Here is a 19,280-nt window from a genome sequence, read left to right on the forward strand (position 1 = left end):
GGCATCTTCCAGGTCATTTTCTGCGACCGCGAGGTGACGCAAATCGACCTCAAAAGCCGCTAAAATTTAACCCGGCAGTGTTACCTATGTGTCTAGACACCTGTTACCTATGTGTCTGTGCTATACAGTCCTGACTCCACGCGTTTGGAACCCTCGCGCACTCGTACTGCCTGGCCTCAGCATTAGACCAGGTCGTTCAACCACCCCGCCGCGCGTAGCTCTTCGTCAGAATCTCCCACCGATGCCCATCCGGCTCATCCCAATACACATTGCGCCCGCCATGGAAATTGCCGATGTGTCCGTCGTTCGGCCCCTGCGGGCTGGCCCGCCAGCCGATCCCGGCCGCCTCGATGCGCCCGAGGATGGCGTCGAACTCCGCATCGCTCACCCGGAAGCAGAAATGCTCGACCGGGAAGGCTTCGTCGGTGCTGATAAAGTCGAGCGTGAGACCGTCGTTGACGTAGACCGGCGCGAAGACACCAAGCGCCGTCGGTTCCCAGGGCACGTCGAGCAGGCCGGCCAAGAGGCGGGCCGCGGCCACCCGGTCGCGCGCGGAGACGATCACGTGGTCGAGTTCGATCATTGGGCCTCCCCGCCCTCGCGCCGCCTCAGAGGATCAGCCTGCCCTCGATGGAATCGTCCAGCGTCTTGCCAATAGCCGCGCCGACCAGCATCTTGGCGCCGGCCACCGCCTGGCCGTGCTTGTTGTCCCAGTAGTAGCCCCCTTTCGGGATCACTTCCAGGACGGTGATGCGCGGATCGTCCTGGCCTTCGGTAAACCAGGTTTTCAGGGTGAAGTCCCACAACTCCTTGATCTTCGCCTTGTCCTGCGAGACGACCACAGTCGCGTCGAGTTCCATGAAGCCGGCGTGCGTGCTTTCCTGGAAAAACAGTTTGACTTGGGGATTGTTGGCCAGCTCGAGGTTTTTATGGCTGTCGATGGCGCTCATGAACCACAGGTGGCCGGCGTCGTCGGCTTGCAATAGGCTCATCGGCCGCACGCCGCCATCGGCGCCGGTGCCGCCCTCGGTGCAGAAAAAGCAGGTCTTGGCGCTCTCTGCCATTTCCTTGATGCGGGCGCGTGCCTCGGTTCCCTGCAGGTCGCGGCGGTTTTCTTCGGGCTGGTTGCGGTTGATCGAATCCATGGAAGGTCTCCTCGAAGGCCATGTGGCCGGTTCGGTCACTCTACACAGCTGCGCGTGTCCACAGCGCTCCGTATCTTGATGGAATCATTTTGGTGGTCAGATGGAAAAACCATTGGCGGGGCCGGATGGCGCAACGTCGCTGGCCTCGCTGCGGGTGCGCGCATACTCGGGCAAGTCGTCCAGCGTGTGCATCCAGCGCAGCCGTTCCTGCACAAAGGTATGGTCTTGCGGGGGGACGGATTCCGGATCGTCGAGGCTGGCCGTGGCGATGTCGATTTCCTCGGGATAACGGTCGTCCTGGAAGGTCAGCGTGGTGCCGCAGGTCGCGCAAAAGCCGCGCAGCACGTGGGCGCTCGACCGGTAAGTGGCGGGATTGCCGTGCGAGAAACGCAGCGCGGCCATGCCGGCGCTGAACCAGGCCACGGCCGGGGCGCCGGCGATGCGCCGGCAGTCGCGGCAATGGCATAGGGTGCTGTGGTAAGTGTCGCCGTCGACGACGTAGCGAACGGCGCCGCAGTAACAGCCGCCTTGCAGGATCATGGTTGTCCCTCCTTGCCGTGTTGGTCATTGCCAGCATAGGCCAGGGTGGCGGGCGATGCAATCGTCGCGCGCCAATCGGAACGGGGAGATGGGGCTGGCGCTAGCGCAGGCCAAATGGAGCGGCAGAAAAGGGAACTAGCGTCGGAATCGCCAAGGATGTAGGGTGGACTCAGGAGTCCACCCTACATTGTCGAGAAATCCGCCGGCGGCGATTACAGGAACCGATCGAGGATTTTCCTGCTGTGCTTGTCAATCCTGAACATGTCCCGCACCAGGAAGTTGATGCCGTGGTTATCCGCAATCAGCAGCGAGGCCTCGCCCACCCGGCGGATATCCTCGTCCACCTTGAGTACGAATTCGGTGTCCCCACGGTCCGTTTTCACAGTCCAGGTGCAGGGCGTGGCGAAGCTCGACACGCCGCGGATGGTGAGGATCTCGGGAATGAATTCGCGGCCCTCAAGTTCTTCAGTGACCAGCGTACGGATCTGTTCGGGCGCGGTGGCCAGGTCGTCGATCCAGGCGACTTCCTTGCCACCGTCGCGCACCAGGGAGATGCCGCGCGTCGGCGCCTGGATCGGGAAGGCGCGCACCGGGATGACGCCGACGACGTCGACACCGTCCTCGCCCGTGAACACGAGTTTGCCGAAGCTGTCGCGGCGCAGGTTGAATGGGGTGCTCATCAGTCGTCCTTGTCCGTATCGTCCATATCCTGGTCCACGTTGCGCGCCTGCGCTTCGTAGAGCCGATGGTAGGCGCCCTCGCGCGCCATCAGTTCGTCGTGGCTGCCCTCTTCCACCACCACGCCGCGATCGAGCACGACCAGGCGGTCGGCGCGGTGCAATGTCGACAGGCGGTGCGCGATGGCGATCGTGGTGCGGCCCTGCACCAGGTTGTCGAGCGCCTTCTGGATTTCCTTTTCGGTTTCCGAGTCCACCGACGAAGTCGCCTCGTCCATGATCAGGATAGGCGGGTCGATCAGCAGTGCGCGCGCGATGGAGATGCGCTGGCGCTCGCCGCCCGACAGGCCCTGGCCGCGCTCGCCGACCATCGAATCGTAGCCCTGCGGCAGGCGCAGGATGAATTCGTGGGCGTGGGCGGCGCGGGCGGCGGCGATGATGTCTTCGCGCGTCGCGTCCGGCTTGCCGTAGGCGATGTTCTCGGCAATGGTGCCGAAGAACAGGAAGGGTTCCTGCAGCACCAGGCCGATGTTGCGGCGGTAGTCGGCCACGGCAAACGAACGGATGTCGACGCCGTCGAGCAGGATCGCGCCTTCGGCCACGTCGTAGAAGCGGCAGATCAGGTTGACCAGGGTGCTTTTACCGGAACCGCTGTGGCCGACCAGGCCGACCATCTCGCCGGCCTTGATGTTGAGCGAAATGCCGCGATTTACCGCGCGGTTACCGTAGCGGAAGCCGACTTCGCGCAGCTCGATATTGCCCTGCACCTTGGGCACCTTCACCGGGTTGGCCGGGTCCGGCACGCTCGAGACGTGGTCCAGGATGTCGAAGATGCGCTTGGCGGCCGAGGCCGATTTCTGCGTGACCGAGACGATGCGGCTCATCGAATCGAGACGCACATAGAAACGGCCGCTGTAGGCGATGAAGGCGGACAGCGTGCCGACCGTGATCTCGCCGCGCGAGACCTGCCAGATGCCGAAGCACCAGATGACGAGCAGGCCGAGCTCGGTGAGGAAGGACACCGTCGGGGAGAACAGCGACCACACCTTGTTCAGCTTGTCGTTGACGGCCAGGTTGTGTTTATTGGCTTCGCGGAAGCGCACGGCTTCGCGCTTTTCCTGGGCAAAGGCTTTCACCACGCGGATGCCCGGGATGGTATCGGCCAGCACGTTGGTCACCTCGCCCCAGACGCGGTCGATCTTCTCGAAGCCGGTGCGCAGCCGGTCGCGCACGACGTGGATCATCCAGGCGATGAAGGGCAGCGGCACCAGGGTGACGAAGGCCAGCCAGGGGTTAATCGTGAACAGGATCACGCCGGTCATGATGATCATGAGCACGTCGGACAGGAAGTCGAGCAGGTGCAGTGACAGGAAAACGCAGATGCGGTCCGAGCCGCTGCCGATCCTCGACATCAGGTCGCCCGTGCGCTTGCCGCCGAAAAATTCCAGCGACAGTTTGAGCAGGTGTTCATACGTGGTCGAGCGCAAATCCGCGCCCATGCGCTCGGAGACGAGCGCCAGCACATAGGTCTTTGCCCAGCCCAGCGCCCAGGCCAGGATCGCGGCGCCCAGCAGCCCGCTCATGTACAGGTAAACCAGCTTGTTGTCGATCGTCTGGCCGTTCTGGTACGGGATCAGGACGTTGTCCATCAGGGGCATCGTCAGGTAAGGCGGAATCATGTGCGCCGCGGTACTGCCCAGCATCAGCAGGAAACCGAGCAGCAGCTGGCCGCGGTAAGGCATGGCGAAGCGCCACAGCCTGAACAGCGTCCAGGTCGAGGGCGGCGTGTGCACGACCTTGGCGCAGATCGGGCACTCTTCCTGGTCGGGCTCGAGCGGTGCCTTGCAGCTCGGGCAGGTGTGCTGTTCGGGCGGCACGACCGGCAGGCCGGTCTCGACGCTTTTTACCTGGTCGGCAAAGGCGTCGACCACGCGGATCGCGTGCAGGTTCTGGCCCAGCGTGAAACGCCAGCTCGCCAGCAGGCCCTGGTCGTCGACCAGTTCGAGGTGCCCCACGCCGGCATGGTCGTGGTGGCGCAGGTTCAGGCCGGGCCGGAAGGCCCACTCGCGCCAGGCCGATTCGCCCGGGGCGCGCGCCAGCAGGCGGCGGCTTGTCACGACCAGCACGCCTTTGTTGAAACGTAATTTTGCGTCGAGGTCAACCTCCACGCCGGTCAGCGCGTTTTCCCCTGGTGCAAGCTGTTTCCGAACGTCATCGTGCCAGCCTTCCGGCAAGAACCCGGCGGCGAGCGCCAGCGGCGTCGAAGTAGCAAGTTGTTGAGTTGTCATTGAGTTGCTGCCCGCAGTGGGCATGTCTGGGCATGTTCTGGATAGAGGGGGTAACGCGGTGACCGGCTCAGCGGTTTACATGGATTGCAGGAAAACTTTGGTTCCTGCAAGGGGCGGAGCGGTAGTACCGGAACACATTTGGTGGAAATCGTTTCGGCGCTGTAAGCTTCGGCCCGGCAAGTATACAACATGTGCGCTGCATACCGCGTTGGGTGCGGTAGCGCACAGGCAGGCAAACATAGGCAACGCCATCATGGTGAACGAGCGGATACCGGTGGCAAGAAATCATTACATGACAAAGAAGAAAGACATCCAGTTTCTCCGTGTAACTCACCTGCGAGGTCCGAACGTCTGGACCTACCGCCCGGTGATCGAAGCCTGGCTCGACATCGGCGAGCTGGAAGACTTCCCATCGAATAAACTCCCCGGCTTCAACGCACGGCTGACCGCCTGGCTGCCCGGCCTGATCGAGCATCGCTGCGGCGTCGGCGAGCGCGGCGGCTTCCTCGAGCGCCTCGATAGCGGCACCTGGGCCGGCCACATCCTCGAACACATCGTGCTCGAGCTGCAGAACATGGCCGGCATGAAGACCGGCTTCGGCAAGACCCGCTCGACCGGCGAGCACGGCGTCTACAAGATGGCCTTCCGCACCCGCGACGCCGTCGTCGGCCGCGCCGCCCTGGAAGCCGGCCATCGCCTGCTGATGGCCGCGGTCAATGACGAACCCTTCGACATGGACGGCACCGTGGCGCGCCTGACCGAGCTGGTCGACCGCTACTGCCTCGGCCCCTCGACCGCCAACATCGTCGATGCCGCCACCGACCGCCGCATCCCCTCGATCCGCCTCACCGAAGGCAACCTCGTGCAGCTCGGCCACGGAGCCGCGCAGCGCCGCATCTGGACCGCCGAAACCGACCGCACCAGCGCCATCGGCGAATCGATCGCCAGCGACAAGGACCTGACCAAGACCCTGCTCGCCTCCTGCGGCGTGCCGGTACCGGAAGGCACCCTCGTGCGCAGCGCCGAAGCGGCCTGGGAAGAAGCGCAGGACATCGGCCTGCCGGTGGTGGTGAAACCCGTCGACGGCAACCATGGCCGCGGCGTGACGCTGAACCTGATGAGCGAGGCCGACGTGCTGGCCGCCTACGCGATCGCCGCCGAAGCCGGCGACAGCAGCGCCGTGCTGGTCGAGCGCTTCATTCCCGGCAACGAGCACCGCCTGCTGGTCGTCGGCAAGCAGGTCGTGGCCGCCGCGCGCGGCGAGTCGCTCTGGGTGACCGGGGACGGCGTCTCGACCGTCGTGCAGCTGTGCGACACCCAGATCAACACCGACCCGCGCCGCGGCGAGACCGAGGAACACCCGCTCGGCCGCGTCACCCCGCACGACAGCGAGATCCTGCTCGACCTGAAGCGCCAGGGCCTGAGCCCGGAATCGGTTCCGCAGGCCGGACAGAAAGTGCTGATCCAGCTGAACGGCAACGTCTCGGACGACGTCACCGATCTGATCCACCCGGAGGTGGCGCATGTCGCGGCCCTGGCCGCACGCGTGGTCGGCCTGGACATCGCCGGCATCGACCTCGTCTGCGAAGACATCTCGAAGCCGCTTGCCGAGCAGCGCGGCGCGATCATCGAAGTCAATTCGAGTCCGGGCCTGCTGGCCCATATCAAACCGGCCAGCGGCGAGCCGCGCAAGGTCGGCGAAGCCATCGTGCGCCACCTGTTCGCCGACGGCGAGAACGGCCGCATCCCGATCGCCGGCGTCACCGGCACCCTCGGCACCAGCCTGATCACGCGCCTGCTCGGCTGCCTGCTGAATGCCGCCGGCAAGCATGCGGGCGTGGCCAACGGCGAGGGTCTCTACCTCGACGGACGCCAGGTACAAAAAGGCGACTGCACCGGCTTCGCGGCGGGCGAGCGCCTGCTCATCAACCGCAACATGGAAGCGGCCGTGTTCGAATCGAACGCGCGCAGCATCCTGGCCGGCGGCCTGCCCTACGACCGCTGCACGGTGGGCGTGGTGACCGACATGGGCAATCTCGCCGAGGTCGAGGAATTCCACGTGCGCGATGCCGAGGCGCTGGCCAATGTCGTGCGCAGCCAGGTCGACGTCATCCTCTCCGAAGGCGCGGCCGTGCTGAACGCCGCCGATCCGGAAGTGGTGAAGCTGGCCGAGTTCTCCGACGGCCCCGTGATCTTCTACGCGATGGACGAATCGAATCCGGTCATGGCCGGCCACCGTGCGAACGGCGGACGCGTGGTCTTTGCGCGCAACAACCACATCGTGCTGGCCGACGGCGCCGAGGAAACCCTGCTCCTCGACCTCGCGAAGATCAAGCCGGCCACCGTCAAGCATCCGGCCAGCGTGCTCGCCGCGACGGCCGCCGCCTGGGCGCTCGGCCTGCCGCAGGACCTGATCTGCGGCGGCCTGCGCGCTTTCGACGCCACGCCGAAGAAAACGATTTATTGAAAAAGACGCGGCCCGGCTCACCGGGTCCACGGCGCCGCCCCCGCCGCCTCGTGCGGAAGAGCGGCCCTCATTAAGGAATGAAGTTTTATGGAAGTATCTCGCGTACGGGCCTTGCGCGGCCCTAACCTCTGGAGCCACCACACCTCGGTCGAGGCGATCGTCGCCTGCACTCCGGAGGAAGAATCGATCGCCGCCCTGCCCGGCTTCGAGACGCGCCTGCGCTCGCGCTTTCCCCAGCTCGGCCAGTTGCAGCCCCTCGGCCACGAAGAAGACGCGCTCGATCCCGTGCCGCTGGCCGAAGTGCTCGAAATCGTGGCGCTGGCCCTGCAGGCCGAAGCCGGCTGCCCGGTGACCTTTTCGCGCACCACGGCGACGGTCGAACCCGGCATCTACCAGGTCGTGGTCGAGTATTCCGAGGAAGACGTCGGCCGCCTGGCGCTCGACCTGGCGCGCCAGCTGATCGACGCCGCCAGAGACGACGCACCTTTCGACCTGCAGGCCGCCCTCACGCAATTGCGCGACCTCGACGAAGACGTGCGCCTCGGCCCCTCGACCGGCTCGATCGTGCAGGCAGCCATCGAACGCAACATCCCCTACCGCCGCCTCACAGAAGGCAGCCTCGTGATGTTCGGCTGGGGCAGCAAGCAGCGCCGCATCCAGGCCGCCGAGATCGACGCCACCGGCGCGATCGCCGAAACCATCGCCCAGGACAAGGAGCTGACCAAGCGCCTGCTCGACGCTGCCGGCGTGCCGGTGCCGCTCGGCCGCGTCGTGGTCGACCCGGAGGACGCATGGGCCGCCGCCCAGGAGATCGGCCTGCCGGTCGTGATCAAGCCGAAGGACGGCAACCAGGGCAAGGGCGTGACGGTCAACATCACGACCAAGGAGCAGATCGCCGCCGCCTTCCATTCGGCTAGCGAATTCCGCGACGACATCCTGGTCGAGCGCTACCTGCCCGGCCACGACTACCGCCTGCTGGTCATCGGCGACAAGCTGGTGGCCGCCGCGCGCCGCGATCCGCCGAACGTGGTGGGCGACGGCGTGCACACCGTGCGCGAGCTGGTCGACCAGGTCAACCTCGACCCACGCCGCGGCAACGGCCACTCGACCTCGCTGACCAAGATCCGCTTCGACGACATCGCGCTGGGGAGCCTGGCGAAACAGGGTCTGCAGGCCGATTCGGTCCCTGAGAAAGGCCGCCGCGTCATCCTGCGCAACAACGCCAACCTGTCCACCGGCGGCTCGGCCACCGACGTGACCGACGACGTGCATCCGGAAGTGGCCGCGCGCGCGATCGCCGCCGCCCACATGGTCGGCCTGGACATCTGCGGCGTCGACCTGGTCTGCGACAGCGTGCTGAAGCCGATCGAGGAACAGAACGGCGGCATCGTCGAAGTCAACGCCGCGCCCGGCCTGCGGATGCACTTGTCCCCGTCCTTCGGCAAGGGCCGCGACGTCGGCGAAGCGATCGTCGACATGATGTTCAAGGACGGCGACGACGGCCGCATCCCGGTGGTCGCCGTCACCGGCACCAACGGCAAGACGACGACCGTGCGCCTGATCGCCCACCTGATGACGGCCTCGGGCCTGCGCACCGGCATGACGAATACCGACGGCGTCTACATCGAGGGCCGGCGCATCGACAGCGGCGACTGCAGCGGCCCGCGCAGCGCGCGCAACGTGCTGCTGCACCCTGACGTCGACGCGGCCGTGTTCGAGACCGCGCGCGGCGGCCTGCTGCGCGAAGGCCTGGCCTTCGACCGCTGCCAGGTGGCGGTGGTGACCAACATCGGCGCCGGCGACCACCTCGGCCTGAACTACATCACGACGCTGGAAGACCTGGCTGTGCTCAAGCGCGTGATCGTGCAGAACGTGATCGAAGGCGGCATGGCCGTGCTGAACGCGGCCGATCCGGTGGTGGCCGAGATGGCCGGGCACACCCGGGGCGACGTGACCTTCTTCGCCCAGGACGGCGGCCATCCGCTGATGGCCATGCACCGCGCCCAGGGCCGCCGCGTCGTGTACGTGGAAGACGGCTTCCTCGTCTGCGCGCAGGGCAAGAACGAGACCCGCATCACGCTGCAGGAAGTGCCGATCACGCGAGGCGGCGTCATCGGCTTCCAGGTCGAGAACGTGATGGCCTCGGTGGCGGCGGCATGGGCCGTCGGCATCGATTGGGACAAGATCCGCCTCGGCCTGAGGACCTTTGTCGGCGAAAGCGACAACGCGCCGGGCCGCTTCAACGTGTTCGATTACCGCGGCGCGACCCTGATCGCCGACTACGGCCACAACCCGGACGCGATCGCGGCCCTGGTGTCGGCGGTCGAGAACATGCCGGCCAAGCGCCGTTCGGTCGTGATCAGCGGCGCCGGCGACCGCCGCGACCAGGACATCACCCAGCAGACCCAGATCCTGGGCGCTGCGTTCGACGACGTGCTGTTGTACCAGGACCAGTGCCAGCGCGGCCGCCCGGACGGCGAAGTGGTCGCCCTGCTGCGCCAGGGGCTGGACGGCGCCACCCGCACCAGCCATGTCGAGGAGATCAACGGCGAATTCGTCGCGATCGACCGCGCGCTGGCGCGGTTGAGCGAAGGCGATTTGTGCCTGATCCTGATCGACCAGGTGGACGAGGCGCTGGCGCATATCGCCAAGCGGGTCGCCGAAGCCTGATACCCGTAGGGTGGGCGGGTCTCCCGCCCACGCGTTCAATCCACGTACGATATGCCTGCCCGTTTGAACTCGCCCGGTGAATTACTGGGCGCGGCCATGGTGCGAATGATCTGGTACTGGTTGAACGCGTGGACGGGGAACCCGTCCACCCTACGTCCCTCCGCTCGATTTCTCGATTTCTCCCATGCTCGCACCCGAACAATTCCTCGGCTTCCTGCTCGCCGCCATCCTGCTCACCGCCTCCCCCGGCCCGGACAACCTGATGGTCCTCGGCCTGGGCATGTCGAAAGGCCGCAAGCAGGGCATGGTCTTCGGCCTGGGCTGCGCGTTGGGCTGCCTGAGCCACACCTTCCTGGCCGTGATCGGCGTGAGCGCGGTCATTGCCGCCTCCCCTGCCGCGTTCACGGCGCTGCGCGTGGGCGGCGGCCTGTACCTGGTCTGGCTGGGAATCGGGGCGCTGCGCAGCCAGGGCGGGCAGTCCGCGGCCCGCGCGGGCGCGCCGGCGCAGTCTCTGCGCAGCCTCTTCACGAAGGGCCTGCTGGCGAATGCCATCAACCCGAAAGTGGTGCTGTTCTTCCTCTCGCTGCTGCCGCAGTTCGTGATTCCCGCGAACGGCAACGTGCCGGGCCAGATGCTCGCGCTGGGCGTGACCTTCACGCTGCAGGCGGCGATCCTGTTCGGGCTGCTCGGTTATTTCGCCGGCGCGGTGGGCGGCTGGCTGGAACGCAAGCCGGGGGCCGGCAAATGGCTGGACCGGCTGGCCGGCGGCGTGTTCATTGCACTGGGCGTGAAGCTGATCGTGTCGCGCTGATTTCGATATGTCGATGCGGGCACTGGTAACGGGTCGTTACCGTGCGGCTGCGCAATCGATGTACTGCGTGGGCAGAGCCCACCCTACGATTCTCCCTGCTCCGCCTTTCGTAGGGTGGGCTCCGCCCACGCGGACTGACCATTTGTTCAGCCGCACCCTGTCCGCAAACCCTTACATCCGCTCAACGCTGCGCCGGCGCGTCAACGGCGCTCTTCGCGCGCGAGCAGCGCCATCACCTCGCCTGGAACGGCCGGCTTGAGCAGGTGCTCGTCGAACCCGGCCTCCTGCGAGCGGCGGCGGTCTTCCTGGGCGCCCCAGCCCGTCAGCGCGACCAGGCGCACCGCTTCCAGGCCCGGCAGCGCCCGGATCGCGCGCGCGGCGCCGTAGCCGTCGAGGACCGGCATGCCGATGTCGAGGAAGGCGACCTGCGGACGGAACTGCGCTGCCAGTTCCACGGCCTCGGCGCCGTCGTGGGCCACCCGGGTCTGGTGGCCGGCCAGGTGCAGCAGCGCGCACAGCGTGCCGGCGGCGTCGACGTTGTCGTCGGCCACCAGCACGCGCAAGGGTGCAGGCCCCGGGGCCGGGACTGCATCCTCACCGCCCCCGGCCGCATCCCCGGGCTGCGGCGCCTCGCTGTCTGCCCCGAGCGGCAGGCGCACGGTGAAGCGGCTGCCCTGCCCCCGCCCGGCGCTGGCGGCGGTGACGCGACCGCCATGCAGCTGGACCAGGTGGCGCACCAGCGCCAGGCCGATCCCCAGCCCGCCCTTCGAGCGGTCGACGCTGCGCGCCACCTGGGTGAACATGTCGAACACCAGCGGCAGCGATTCGGCCGCGATGCCGATGCCGTCATCAAGCACCTCGATCGCGACTTCCCCGCCCTCGCGCCGCGCGCGCACGGCGATCCGCCCGCCGGGCGGCGTGTACTTGGCCGCGTTCGAGAGCAGGTTGCTGAGCACCTGGCTGATGCGCACGACGTCGATGTCAAGCAGCAGCGGCGCCTCCGGCAAGTCGACCGTCAGCGCGTGGCCGGCCGCCTCGATCAGCGGCAGGCTGGTCTCGATGGCGCTCGCCACCACCGGCTGCAGCGCGACGCGCTCGATCTTCAGGACCACTTTGCCGCTGGAGACGCGCGCGATGTCGAGCAGGTCGTTGATCAGGTGGACCATGTGGCCCACCTGGCGCTCCATCATGGCGCGCACGTTGGCCTGCAGTTCCGGTTTCGCGTGGCCGAGGCGCAGGAGCTCGAGGCCGTTGCGGATCGGCGCCAGCGGATTGCGCAGCTCGTGCGCCAGCGTAGCCAGGAATTCCGATTTGCGGCGGTCGGCCTCCACCAGCGCCTCCGTGGAGCGCACCCGCTCGATGTGGGCCCAGCAGCGTTCCACCACCGCCTCGATCAGCGCCACCTCGGCGTCCAGCCAGGCGCGCGGCTGCTCCTGGTGCACCGCCATCATCGCCACCAGCCTGCCGCCCTTGACCAGCGGGCAGCAGACGATCGCCTTGATGCCGATCGCGTTGAACATTTCGGCGCCGTCTTCCGGTGCCAGTTCGCGGTCGACGTCGCCCACCAGCAGGGTGCGGCCGACGCGCAGGTTCGAGGTGGCGCGCGAGCCGAACAGGTCGAGCGAATACACGCCGGCGGTGCTCAGCGCACCGGCGACGCGCCAGTCGTGGCGGATCGTGAAGCGGTCGTTGTCGGGCTCCACGTCGGCGTAGGCGACGCGGGTCGCTCCCAGGTGCTCGCCCAGCAGGCGCGTCGCTTCCTCCATGATCGCCTTCGGCTCGGCGGCGATGCGGGTCGCTTCGCCGATCTCGTCGAGCAGGCGCAGGCGCTCTTCGACATGGTGCTGTTCGGTGACGTCGACCCCGGTCGCGGCCACATACAGTATGCTGCCGTCGCCGCCGCGAACCGGCGCGAACATGATATCGCTGCGGCGTCCGCCGCCGCCGGCGACGAAGTACGGCAGCGTACGGCGCACGCTGTCGCCGCCGGCCGCCGCCACGATCAGTTCACGCACGGTGGCGGCCAGCGCCGGTGAGGGTTGCCACCAGCCGCAGGTCCAGAACGGCCGCCCGAGCACGTCCTCGCGCGCGAAGCCGGCCTCCTCCAGCGCCACGCGGTTGACCTCGACGACAATGCCCTCCGGCGTCATCAGGGCTGCGTAATTGGTGGCCTGGTCGAAAAAAGCGCGGAACTTGGCATTCGCCTCGGCTGCGGCCAGCGCCTCGCGCGCCGCCAGCCTGGTCTGGTTTTCCGCCTCCTTGCGCTGCGTGATGTCGAGCGTGGCGCCGACGATCCGCCGCGGCCTGCCCGCCCCATCGAAAAACAGGCGGCCGCGCACGCCGATCCAGCGCACGACGCCGTCCTCCAGCCCGACCGCGCGGTATTCTCCCTGGTACCTGGCGTCGGCGGACGGCGCCGCCAGCATCGCCGCGATCTCGCCCTGCACCCGCTCCCGGTCTCCGGGATGGAGTGCGCGGCCCAGGGTGCCGCCATCGACCGGCGCGTCCGGGGACAAGCCGAAATGGGCGCGCGTGCGCGCGCTCCAGGTCACCGCGCCGCTTTCCAGGTCATGCTCGAACAGGCCGAATTCGGCTGCGTCGGCGGCGATCTCGAGGGTCTGCTTGCTGGCCGCCAGTTGCGCCAGCGCGGCGTCGCGCTCGCGCTGGGACACCACCTTGCCGGTGGTCTCGGAGCAGACGCAGAAGACGCCGGCCACGGCGCCCGCCTCGTCGCGGATCGGGCTGGCCGAAAAAGTCGCAAACATCTCCTCCGCGTAGCCATTGCGGTGCAGGACGAAAGGATGGTCCTCGGCCCAGGTGCAGTGGCCGTCGAGGGCCGCGGCCATCATCGGGCCGACGGTTTCCCAGACGTCGGCCCACACTTCGTGGAAGGGCTGGCCCAGGACGCGCTCGGGCGGGTTGGCGCGCGCGCCGAGGATGGCGCGGTAGCTGTCGTTGTACAGCAGGCGCAATTGCGGGCCCCAGGCGACATACATGGGCTGGTTCGATCCAAGCATGATGCCGACCGTGACGCGCAGCGCCGGCGGCCAGCTTGATACCGGCCCGAGGCCGGTGGCGGACCAGTCCAGCGAGCGCACCAATGCGCCCATCTCGCCGCCGCCGGAAGCAAAGGCGAGGTCGGAAGCGGGTGGGGGAAATGGAGCGGGAGTGTCGGGCATCGTGGCAGCTTGGGGAGATTGTAGGCGTGCGGCAAAAAACGTCGCAGGCGAACGATAGCATCTCCGGCAAGCTTGCGTGCGGCAGGCCGCCCGGCTGCCGCTCCGTTTTCAAACCCGGTTTCCAGACTCAGCTGCTACTCAGCTGCTGCTCAGCTTCCGAAATAGCGCAGGTCGAAATCGAGCACCCACTGGACGCGCGAGGGGGACAAGGGCTCGGCGACGAGAGCGTCGCAATCGGCGTGCCAGGACTCGTTGGCGGCGCCTGCCCCGTTGCGGTTGATGCCGACGACGGCGCTGCCCGGCGCGAGCATGCGCAATTGACCGATGAAGTCGCGCGCCGCCCCGGCCTCGGTGCCGGACAGGTTTGTCATGATCACGTCGAAGCGCATCGTTCCCAGTACCTTCAGGGCAGCCTGGGCTTGCGGAACGGTGACGGCGACGTGCCCCATGTCCGCCAGCAGACGGCGGATGCCGACGGGGTCTTGCGCCGACGGATGGATGACCAGGATGGATTTTCGCTGAGTTGGCATACCACTGGGGTTATGCCGGAATCCGGATAAATCAAGGGTAAGCTGCCGTTTTATTTTTGTGCCGTTCCTGCGGGCAGGTTTTCCTTGGAACTACCTTGTCGGCCAAGGGAGACCACCATGCTCAGGCAAAGCTTTCCACGCTGAACGAGCGCAGACGAACCGATCCAGGCTCGCCGGCAAGATGTCATGCGAAATTCGCAATTGTTTGCCCGGTCCATCCGCTTTGCTTCATACTTTCATTCTTCCTGACCGGGCCTGCGCTCGGCGCTGAACAATTGCTTGGAGGACTTGCCGTGCAAGGCATCCCGACTATCCGCTGGCGCTTTTCCCCGCCCCCGCCCCCTGGTGCGCCGCACCGGCCGGAAGCGGACCGGGAAGACACCGGCATCGCAGGCCGGCTGCTGCGCAAGGTGCTCGTGGTCGACGACGAAGAAGACCTGGCCCACCTGGCCGAGATGCTGCTCAGCAGCGAAGGACTGGACGTAGTCGTCGCCAACTCGGCGCTGCGGGCCCTGGAAATCCTCGAGCAGGACAAGGACATCGACGCCGTTTTTTCGGACATCATGATGCCCGGAATGACCGGCCTGCAACTGGCCGACGCTGTCAGGGACATGTATCCCCGCGTCAAAATCGTCCTCACCTCCGGCTACACCCTGCCCGCCCTGCTGGCCGACCGCCAGACCAATTACCTGTTCGCGCCGAAACCCTACCGGATCGACACGGTCATGAAGCTGCTGCGCAGCTGACGCAGCCGCCCTCCCGGGCCTGGTCTCCCTGCGCCAATACGCACCAGCACGCGCCAACACGCGCGAAGCGTGTGCCCCGATGCAAGCCTCATCTATACAATAGGAGCCATGCGCACGCCCCGCGATACGGCCGGCAGCATACGGATGACGCCAGCCGCACCGGGTCGTGTTCCTCGAAGCTTTTTACCAGGGAGATCGTCCATGACACATATCCAGCTGGAACGCCGCAACGACCTCCACCGCGAACACCTGATCGACGTCGGCCTCGGCCTCAAAAAAGCCCACGGCGCCGAGCTCGCGCGCGACTACCTCGAGGAAGTCGCCGTCCCCGAAAAAATCATCCTGCGCATCCTGTCCGGCGCCGGCATCCGCGATACCGCACCCGACGAGGACGATGACGACGACCTGGGCGTGGCCTGGCTGTCGGCCCGCTGAGTTGTATTGATGTCGTCGTTCGCCGGGCAGCGACCCGGCCAGCATCTGCCGCGCCGCCGGCAGGATTGTGGCTTATCGCTTCGTCATCCGCTCCAGCCCAGCCGATGGGGTTAAAATGTCGGTCCTGGCTCGGCCACTGCCCTGCCTTAGCGAACACGACCGAAATGACCACCGTCCCCACCGAAATCAACGCCGCCGCAGCCAAGAGCGGTTCGTCCGAAAAGCACACCCCGATGATGCAGCAGTACCTGCGCATCAAGGCCGATTACCCGACCATGCTGGTGTTCTACCGCATGGGCGACTTCTACGAGCTGTTCCATGAAGACGCCGAGAAGGCCGCGCGCATCCTCGGCATCACGCTGACCGCGCGCGGCGCCTCGAACGGCAATCCGATCAAGATGTGCGGCGTGCCTTTCCATTCGCTCGACGGCTACCTCGGCAAACTCGTCAAGCTGGGCGAATCCTGCGCGATCTGCGAGCAGATCGGCGACCCGGCCACCAGCAAGGGACCGGTCGAGCGCAAGGTGGTGCGCGTGGTGACGCCGGGTACCCTGACCGATTCCGACCTGCTGCCCGAAAAGGCCGAGCGCCCGCTGCTGGCCGTGTGCACGCTCACCAACCGCAAGACCGTGACCATCGGCCTGGCCTGGCTGTCGCTGGCCAGCGGCGCGCTGCGCCTGATAGAATTCTCGGGCGAGGCGGCGGCAAGCGAAGCGCGCCTGGCGCAGGAACTCGAGCGCATCTCCCCGGCCGAAATCCTGCGCGCCGATGGTGGCGACATGAGCGGCGCCCTGTTCGAGGACAGCCCGTTCGCCCACACCCAGCGCGTGCCCGGCTGGCATTTCGACGTGATCAAGGGCCACCGCGCCCTGCTCGACCAGCTGGCCGTCGCCACCCTGACCGGTTTCGGCGCCGACGGGCTGGGCGCCGCCTTCGGTGCGGCCGGCGCGCTGCTGCGCTATGCGCAGTCCACGCAAGGACGCGGCCTGCAGCACGTGAACAGCCTCGCGGTCGAAAGCGAGAACGAATACATCGGCCTGGATGCCGCCACCCGCCGCAACCTGGAACTCACGGAGACCATCCGCGGCCAGGAAGCGCCGACCCTGTTCTCGCTGCTCGACGGCTGCCGCACGGCGATGGGTTCGCGCCTGCTGCGCCACTGGCTGCACCATGCGAAGCGCGACCAGGCTGTGGCGCGCTCCCGTCACGAGGCGATCGAAGCGCTGGCCCAGGGCGAGGCCACACCTGGCTTGTCCAGCACGCTGGCCCAGGTGCCCGACATCGAGCGCATCACCACGCGCATCGCCCTGTCCTCGGCGCGCCCGCGCGACCTGGCCTGCCTGCGCGACGGTTTGAAGCAGCTGCCGACGCTCCGCCAGCAGGTGGCGCGCTGCTTCATCCCGGGCGACTCCTGCCTGCTGCGCGAGCTGCACGACGCGATCGATACGCCCGTGCCCTGCCTGGACCTGCTCACGCGCGCCGTGGCCGAAGAGCCGAGCGCCATGGTGCGCGACGGCGGCGTGTTCGCACGCGGCTTCGACGCCGAACTCGACGAGTTGCGCGCGCTGTCGGAAAACGCGGGCCAGTTCCTGGTCGACCTCGAAACCCGCGAGCGCGCCCGTACCGGGATCGCCAACCTGCGCGTCGAGTACAACAAGGTGCACGGCTTCTATATCGAAGTCACCCACGGCCAGACCGACAAGGTGCCCGACGACTACCGCCGCCGCCAGACACTCAAAAACGCCGAGCGCTACATCACGCCGGAACTGAAGGCCTTCGAGGACAAGGCGCTGTCTGCCCAGGACAAGGCCCTGGTGCGCGAAAAGCAGCTGTACGAAGAACTGCTGGTCTGCCTGGCGCCGCACATCGGCGACCTGCAGCGCATCGCCGCCGGCATCGCCCAGATCGACACCCTGGTCGCCCTGACCAGCCACGCCCTGCAGAACAACTGGTGCGCGCCACAGCTGGTCGATGCGCCCTGCCTCACCATCGTCGAAGGCCGCCATCCGGTGGTGGAAAAGCAGATCGAGCGCTTCATCGCCAACGACTGCAAGCTGTCGAACGAACGGCGCCTGCTGCTCATCACCGGCCCGAACATGGGCGGTAAGTCGACCTTCATGCGCCAGACCGCGCTGATCGTCCTGCTGGCCTATGTCGGCAGCTATGTGCCGGCCGCCAGCGCGACCATCGGCCCGATCGACCGCATCTTCACCCGCATCGGCGCCAACGACGACCTGGCCGGCGGCCGCTCGACCTTTATGGTCGAGATGACCGAATCGGCCGCGATCCTGAACGGCGCCACCGAGCACTCGCTGGTGCTGATGGACGAAGTCGGGCGCGGCACCTCGACCTTCGACGGCCTGGCGCTGGCCTGGGCGATCGCGCGCCACCTGATCGACAACAGCCGCAGCTTCACCCTGTTCGCCACCCACTATTTCGAGCTGACCCAGCTGCCCGAGACCCACCCGAGCGCGGCCAACGTGCACCTGTCGGCGGTCGAGCACAAGGACACCATTGTGTTCCTGCACGCGGTGCAGGACGGCCCGGCCTCGCAAAGCTACGGCCTGCAGGTGGCGCAACTGGCGGGCGTGCCGCCAACGGTGATCAAGGCCGCGCGCAAGCACCTGGCGCGGCTGGAGTCGCAGGCGCTGGACGCGACGCCGCAGCTCGACCTGTTCGCGCTGCCCTGCGACGAGAGCGAGCCGGAAGCGGAGCTTGAGCCGGCAGCCCCGGCGCCTTCGTCCGAGCTGCTCGAGGCGCTGGCCGACATCGACCCGGACGCGCTCACGCCGCGCGAAGCGCTCCAGCGGCTGTACGACCTGAAGCGCCTGGCCGCCTGATGCGCCTGCCCACCGCTACCCTCGCATTCGCCCTCTGCCTGGCATCGCTGCCGGCCACGGCGGCGGGCGACGGCGTGCGCAAGGACGACGACCACCGCTTCGGCGTCATCGGCCACAGCTTCGCCGCGCCGGGCGACGAGCGTTTCAGGAAAGCACTGGCCGAGACGGTGGACAAGTCGATCGCTTTCGTGGTCGTCACCGGCATCAAGTCGTCAAGCGAAACGTGCGGGGACAAGCTCTACCAGGAACGGCGCGCCATCGTGGACAAGGTGAAGCGGCCGGTCATCGTGCTGCCCGCCGGCAGCGACTGGACCGAGTGCCGCAATTCGGCCGGACGCACGAACGCCGTCGAGCGCCTGAACCGGATGCGCGAACTGTTCCATGGCGACCCGAATTCGCTCGGCACGAAGACGCTGCCGCTCACCCGTTTATCGATGAGCCCGCGCTTTCGCAGCTATGCCGAGAACGCGCACTGGAGCGTGGACAAGGTGCTCTACGCCACCGTGAACCTGCCGGCGAATAACAACCACTACCTGGCCGCGGCCGGGCGCAACAGCGAGTACGAAGACCGGCTGGTAGCGAACCGCTTCTGGCTGAACCGCCTCTTCACGCTGGCGCGGCGCGACAAGCTCGATGCGATCGTGCTGTTCTCGGAGGGCGACATCAAGCCCCTGCAACCGGAACCGACGGGCCTGCGCGGCCTGCTGCGGCGGGCGCCGACCACCCAGGACGGTTTTGCCGCCGTGCGCAAGCAGGTGCAGGCGCTGGCGCAGAAGTTCGACGGCAAGGTGCTGCTGGTCGACAGCGAGGCCTTGCCGAAGAAGGCGGAGCCCGTGATCGAATGGCGCGGCAACGTCGGGCACGTGTCGGTTGGCGGCGAGGCGGTCGAGGTGAAGGTGACGCCGGGGGAGAAGGTGTTGTTTACGCTGAAGGACGCGGCCGACTGACGTAG

14 protein-coding genes are annotated in these 19,280 nt (G+C 67.1%); 7 read left to right on the plus strand and 7 right to left on the minus strand.

Going from position 1 to position 19,280, the window contains the following annotated elements; all coding sequences use genetic code 11:
- Positions 1-196: 196 nt before the first annotated feature.
- From ACWCIA_RS02280 to ACWCIA_RS02300, 5 genes are all read right to left on the minus strand, one after another.
- Positions 197-583, minus strand: coding sequence for a VOC family protein (locus ACWCIA_RS02280; RefSeq protein WP_454160587.1), 387 nt, complete (start codon positions 581-583; stop codon positions 197-199).
- Positions 584-608: 25 nt separating this feature from the next.
- Positions 609-1,145, minus strand: coding sequence for a pyridoxamine 5'-phosphate oxidase family protein (locus ACWCIA_RS02285; RefSeq protein WP_454160589.1), 537 nt, complete (start codon positions 1,143-1,145; stop codon positions 609-611).
- Positions 1,146-1,241: 96 nt separating this feature from the next.
- The gene (locus ACWCIA_RS02290) at positions 1,242-1,685 is read right to left on the minus strand and encodes a GFA family protein (RefSeq protein ID WP_454160591.1); all 444 of its coding nucleotides are present in this window, start codon (positions 1,683-1,685) and stop codon (positions 1,242-1,244) included.
- Between the two features lie 212 nt (positions 1,686-1,897).
- On the minus strand, positions 1,898-2,365 hold the full coding sequence (locus tag ACWCIA_RS02295) for a cyanophycin metabolism-associated DUF1854 family protein (RefSeq protein WP_454160593.1): 468 nt from the start codon (positions 2,363-2,365) through the stop codon (positions 1,898-1,900).
- On the minus strand, positions 2,365-4,650 hold the full coding sequence (locus ACWCIA_RS02300; protein ID WP_454160595.1) for a cyanophycin metabolism-associated ABC transporter: 2,286 nt from the start codon (positions 4,648-4,650) through the stop codon (positions 2,365-2,367). Before ACWCIA_RS02300 ends, ACWCIA_RS02295 begins: the two co-directional genes overlap by 1 nt.
- A 292-nt stretch (positions 4,651-4,942) precedes the next feature.
- Here ACWCIA_RS02300 and ACWCIA_RS02305 point away from each other — a divergent pair, with 292 nt between their 5' ends.
- From ACWCIA_RS02305 to ACWCIA_RS02315, 3 genes are all read left to right on the plus strand, one after another.
- Positions 4,943-7,117: a cyanophycin synthetase gene (locus ACWCIA_RS02305; protein ID WP_454160596.1), complete on the plus strand. Its 2,175-nt coding sequence runs from the start codon at positions 4,943-4,945 to the stop codon at positions 7,115-7,117.
- An 87-nt stretch (positions 7,118-7,204) separates the two neighbouring features.
- Positions 7,205-9,787, plus strand: a complete 2,583-nt coding sequence (gene cphA, locus ACWCIA_RS02310) for a cyanophycin synthetase (RefSeq protein ID WP_454160598.1) — start codon at positions 7,205-7,207, stop codon at positions 9,785-9,787.
- A 184-nt stretch (positions 9,788-9,971) separates the two neighbouring features.
- On the plus strand, positions 9,972-10,598 hold the full coding sequence (locus ACWCIA_RS02315; RefSeq protein WP_454160600.1) for a LysE family translocator: 627 nt from the start codon (positions 9,972-9,974) through the stop codon (positions 10,596-10,598).
- 200 nt (positions 10,599-10,798) lie between these two features.
- On the opposite strand, the gene ACWCIA_RS02320 is transcribed toward ACWCIA_RS02315, so the two are convergent.
- Positions 10,799-13,777 (minus strand): ATP-binding protein, encoded by a 2,979-nt coding sequence (locus tag ACWCIA_RS02320; protein WP_454160602.1) that lies wholly within the window; start codon positions 13,775-13,777, stop codon positions 10,799-10,801.
- Between the two features lie 149 nt (positions 13,778-13,926).
- Positions 13,927-14,307, minus strand: coding sequence for a hypothetical protein (locus ACWCIA_RS02325; protein WP_454160604.1), 381 nt, complete (start codon positions 14,305-14,307; stop codon positions 13,927-13,929).
- 293 nt (positions 14,308-14,600) lie between these two features.
- Here ACWCIA_RS02325 and ACWCIA_RS02330 point away from each other — a divergent pair, with 293 nt between their 5' ends.
- The 4 genes from ACWCIA_RS02330 (at position 14,601) to ACWCIA_RS02345 (ending at position 19,275) form a co-directional block, all read left to right on the plus strand.
- A complete protein-coding gene (locus tag ACWCIA_RS02330) occupies positions 14,601-15,053 on the plus strand; it encodes a response regulator (RefSeq protein ID WP_454160606.1) in 453 nt (150 codons plus the stop codon).
- 201 nt (positions 15,054-15,254) lie between these two features.
- Positions 15,255-15,488 (plus strand): hypothetical protein, encoded by a 234-nt coding sequence (locus ACWCIA_RS02335; RefSeq protein ID WP_454160608.1) that lies wholly within the window; start codon positions 15,255-15,257, stop codon positions 15,486-15,488.
- Between the two features lie 164 nt (positions 15,489-15,652).
- On the plus strand, positions 15,653-18,328 hold the full coding sequence (gene mutS / locus ACWCIA_RS02340; protein ID WP_454160610.1) for a DNA mismatch repair protein MutS: 2,676 nt from the start codon (positions 15,653-15,655) through the stop codon (positions 18,326-18,328).
- Complete coding sequence (locus ACWCIA_RS02345; protein WP_454160612.1) at positions 18,328-19,275, plus strand: hypothetical protein; 948 nt, start codon at positions 18,328-18,330, stop codon at positions 19,273-19,275. Before mutS ends, ACWCIA_RS02345 begins: the two co-directional genes overlap by 1 nt.
- Positions 19,276-19,280: the final 5 nt, after the last annotated feature.

This window comes from Massilia sp. SYSU DXS3249 (genome assembly GCF_053668055.1).